Annotated in this window: 3 protein-coding genes; all 3 read left to right on the top strand. The window is 55.5% G+C overall.

Annotated features, from left to right (window positions below):
• Nucleotides 1–1819, top strand: a 1819-nt coding sequence (locus VIR50_RS08740) for a glycosyl hydrolase family 95 catalytic domain-containing protein (RefSeq protein WP_331934751.1), incomplete at its 5' end; no start/stop codon positions are given.
• A complete protein-coding gene (locus VIR50_RS08745) occupies nt 1816–2748 on the top strand; it encodes an alpha-L-rhamnosidase N-terminal domain-containing protein (protein ID WP_331934752.1) in 933 nt (310 codons plus the stop codon). The genes VIR50_RS08740 and VIR50_RS08745, both read left to right, overlap by 4 nt.
• A gap of 13 nt (nt 2749–2761) precedes the next feature.
• Nucleotides 2762–3640: a helix-turn-helix domain-containing protein gene (locus VIR50_RS08750; RefSeq protein ID WP_331934753.1), complete on the top strand. Its 879-nt coding sequence runs from the start codon at nt 2762–2764 to the stop codon at nt 3638–3640.
• Nucleotides 3641–3715 lie beyond the last annotated feature (75 nt).

A 3715-nucleotide genomic window follows, 5' to 3' on the forward strand; every position in this document is an offset into this window, starting at 1 on the left:
CGCCACCGGCGACCCCAAAGAAACCATCCACTTCTGCACGATAGCCCGAGCCACAAGCCCGGATGGCCAAATATCCATATCGAATGGCAACCTCGTCATCGAAAAAGCTACCGAAGCCACCCTTTATATCGTCAACGAAACGTCCTTTAACGGCTATAATCGCCACCCCGTAACGCAGGGCGCACCTTATATAGATAAGGCTGCTGACGCAATATGGCACACCGTCAACACCGACTTCGCTGCCATCCGCCAACGCCACGTGGCCGATTACCGCAGCTTCTTCGGCCGCCTCTCGCTGCAATTGGCGGGCGCCCGATTCGATAACCAGCGCACCACCGAGCAGCAACTCAAGGCCTATACCGACCTCAAAGAGCGCAACCCCTACTTGGAAACGCTCTACATGCAATTCGGCCGCTACCTCCTCATCAGTTGCTCACGCACCCCCGGCGTGCCCGCCAACCTGCAAGGACTGTGGAATCCCTACCTCGTCGCACCGTGGCGCAGCAACTATACGATGAACATTAACTTAGAAGAGAACTACTGGCCGGCCGAAGTAAGCAACCTAAGCGAAATGGCCATGCCCCTATGGGACTTCCTCGACGCCTTGGCCGATAACGGACAATACGCCGCCCGCAACTATTACGGCATACAAGAGGGATGGAGCGCCAGCCACAACAGCGACATTTGGGCCATGACCAACCCCGTGGGCGAAAAGCGCGAAAGCCCCGAATGGAGCAATTGGAACATGGGTGGAGCATGGCTTTCGCAAGCCGCATGGGAGCATTATGCCTTCACGCAGGATAAAGATTTCCTACGCCAAAGGGCCTACCCCTTGTTAGAAGGCGCCACAAACTTCATGACCCGCTGGCTCATTCGCAACCCCAAACAGCCTAAGAAGTGGATAACGGCGCCCAGCACCTCACCCGAGAACGAATACAAGACGCCCCAAGGCTACCACGGCACTACCTGCTATGGCGGCACGGCCGACTTAGCCATCGTAAGAGAGCTGTTCCAAAACACGCTCCAAGCCCACTCCGAGCTTTACAACTCGCCACTGCCCATCATCTCAACGGCCGATGACTTCACCGCCAAACTGCAGTCCATGCTCCGCGAACTCCACCCTTACACCATCGGACACATGGGAGATTTGAACGAATGGTACTACGATTGGGACGATTGGGACTTCAAACATCGCCATCAGAGCCACCTTATCGGCGTATATCCCGGCCACCATATCACCACCGAAGCCACGCCTAAGCTGGCCCAAGCCGCCATGAGGAGCTTGGAAATCAAGGGCGAGGAAACCACGGGATGGTCCACGGGATGGCGTATCAACCTATGGGCAAGGCTCCATAAGGCCGAAAACGCCTACCGCATTTACCAAAAACTGCTCAGCTATGTTACGCCCGATAAGTACCAAGGGGCCGACCGTCGCTATCACGGAGGTACCTACCCCAACCTTTTCGACGCCCATCCGCCCTTCCAAATCGACGGCAATTTCGGCGGAACGGCCGGCGTTTGCGAAATGCTTTTGCAGAGCCGATACACCCATAACGCCACTTCGCCCGCGGCCACGGCCCACAACGCCATGCCCGAGATAGACCTCCTGCCGGCCCTTCCCGCCGCATGGAGCAGCGGAAGCGTGAAAGGTCTCTGCGCCCGAGGCGGTTTTGAGGTGAGCATTGACTGGAAACAAGGACGTGTCGTGCGTGCCGTTATCCTCAACAAACGGGGCTATCGGGGCAAAATACGTGTCAATTTTAACGGCCAACAGCGCACTGTCCTCATTAAACCCGGCCTGAGTAAAACCATTCAATGAGATATTTCATCTTTCTTTTCTTACTCTTTCAGGGCTTGACCACGGGTTGGGCCCAAACCTTTAACGCCCATTGGATAGCCTCACCCGTGGCCGATAGCACGTCGCAGGTATGGTTTAAGCAAACCTACCGCCTGCCCGAGCGCCCCCGCAGGGCCATCCTTACCGCCATGTCGACCGGCTATTTCGCCGTTTATGTCAATAAATGGAAGGTCGACTTGGCCACCATCGCCCCCTATCGGGCCTTTGGCGACACGACGGCCAAGGCCATTCGCTACGACATTACCCGCTACCTGCGCCGCGGCCACAACACCATAGCCGTATGGTACAGCCCCCTGCGCCCCGGCACGGAGCGTCGCCAACTATCGCTCACCCTCACGCTCACCACCCCTGACGGCCTCACCACCGCCCTCAACGCCGACCGGGGATGGCTCTGCCACGCAGCTACTCGTCGCCTCAACGACCAAGGTGGCGAAACCATCGACGGCCTTGGCTACGCCCATAAGTGGACCGACGACTTTGCCGACATGGCCCTTTGGCAACCCGCCGTGGAGATAAAGGCCTCGCCGTGGGCAGGTTACACCGTGGAAGACGACTTCCGCCCCCGGCTCAAACCTACTCGCATAAGAACCCAAAACTACTTCGACATAGTGGGCGACACGGTATATTACGAGTTTGGCACGGGCTTTTACGGCTCTCTCCGCCTAACCCTGCGCAACGCCCGGCCCGGACAAACCATCCATATAGGCCGCCACAGCTACCGCTGCAACGGCAAAACCGACGAGCAAGCCATAACTCGCTTCACCCCATCGTTCTACCGTCGCATAGCCATTTGGGGCGACGAACGCTTCAACCCTCGGCAAATACAAGCCTTCGAGGCCATAGAGCAAGGCGCCGTATGGCCATCGGCAGTCGATTTTATCTACGAATAAACCCTTCAAACGAATGAATAAGTCTACATTAGAAACCATTTCAATTGAATCAGTTTACGAACTTTACAAAGGCAGCCACATTGATAACGACCTATTACTCATCGACGAAGTGGCCGACATACCATTCCCTTTGCAGCCCCGACGCATGCGAAGCCTGCTCATAGCGCTATGTACCAAGGGCCAAGCACAGTACACCGTGGACACCATAGTGCACAAAATAAAGGCCAACGACATACTCATCATAGGCAACGGACAAGTAATCGACGACTACACGTTAAGCCCCGACTGCAGCGGCATAGCCTTCTTGGTTTCGTACGACTACTATCGTGAAATCGTATCCGACGTACACGAGCTTTCCTCGCTCTTCCTTTTCTCGCGCAACCATCCCGTCGTGACGCTCACGCAGGCCGATTCCGACATGATACTCAAGTACTACCACTGTCTTAAGGACAAGGTAGACGAGCTGTCACACCACTTCCGTCGCGAGGTGGCAAGGGCCATTCTGTCGACCCTTTTCTACGATCTCAGCAATGCGCTTCACCACATCATGAGCAATGATGAGCCTAAAGCCACGCGGGCCGACAAGATATTTCGCGACTTCATACAGTTGGTAGAACTCAATTATCGCTCGAAAAGACGCGTCAGTTGGTACAGCGCCCAGCTATGTATATCGCCCAAATACATGTCGGAAACCATAAAACTCGTGAGCCATCGCACGCCCAACGAGTGGATAGATCGCTACGTGGTACTCGAAATACGCAACCTTCTTAAGAACACGACCAAGAGCATTAAGGAGATAGCACAAGAGCTCCACTTCTCAAACCAAAGCTTCTTGGGCAAATATTTCAAGGAACATGTGGGCGTAAGTCCCACGGAATATCGAAAGGGATAAACGTCGCTTATCCCACCAACTCCCCAACCTCACAACTCCCCAACCCAACAACGGGGCCTCGCCCCCACCCTCCTC

This window comes from Prevotella sp. (genome assembly GCF_036570325.1).
GTDB lineage: Bacteria > Bacteroidota > Bacteroidia > Bacteroidales > Bacteroidaceae > Prevotella.

What these genes read in the sequence shown, in the direction of transcription:
- VIR50_RS08750 (WP_331934753.1), top strand. Translation starts at nt 2,762, where the DNA reads ATGAATAAGTCTACATTAGAAACCATTTCAATTGAATCAGTTTACGAA.
- VIR50_RS08745 (WP_331934752.1), top strand. Translation starts at nt 1,816, where the DNA reads ATGAGATATTTCATCTTTCTTTTCTTACTCTTTCAGGGCTTGACCACG.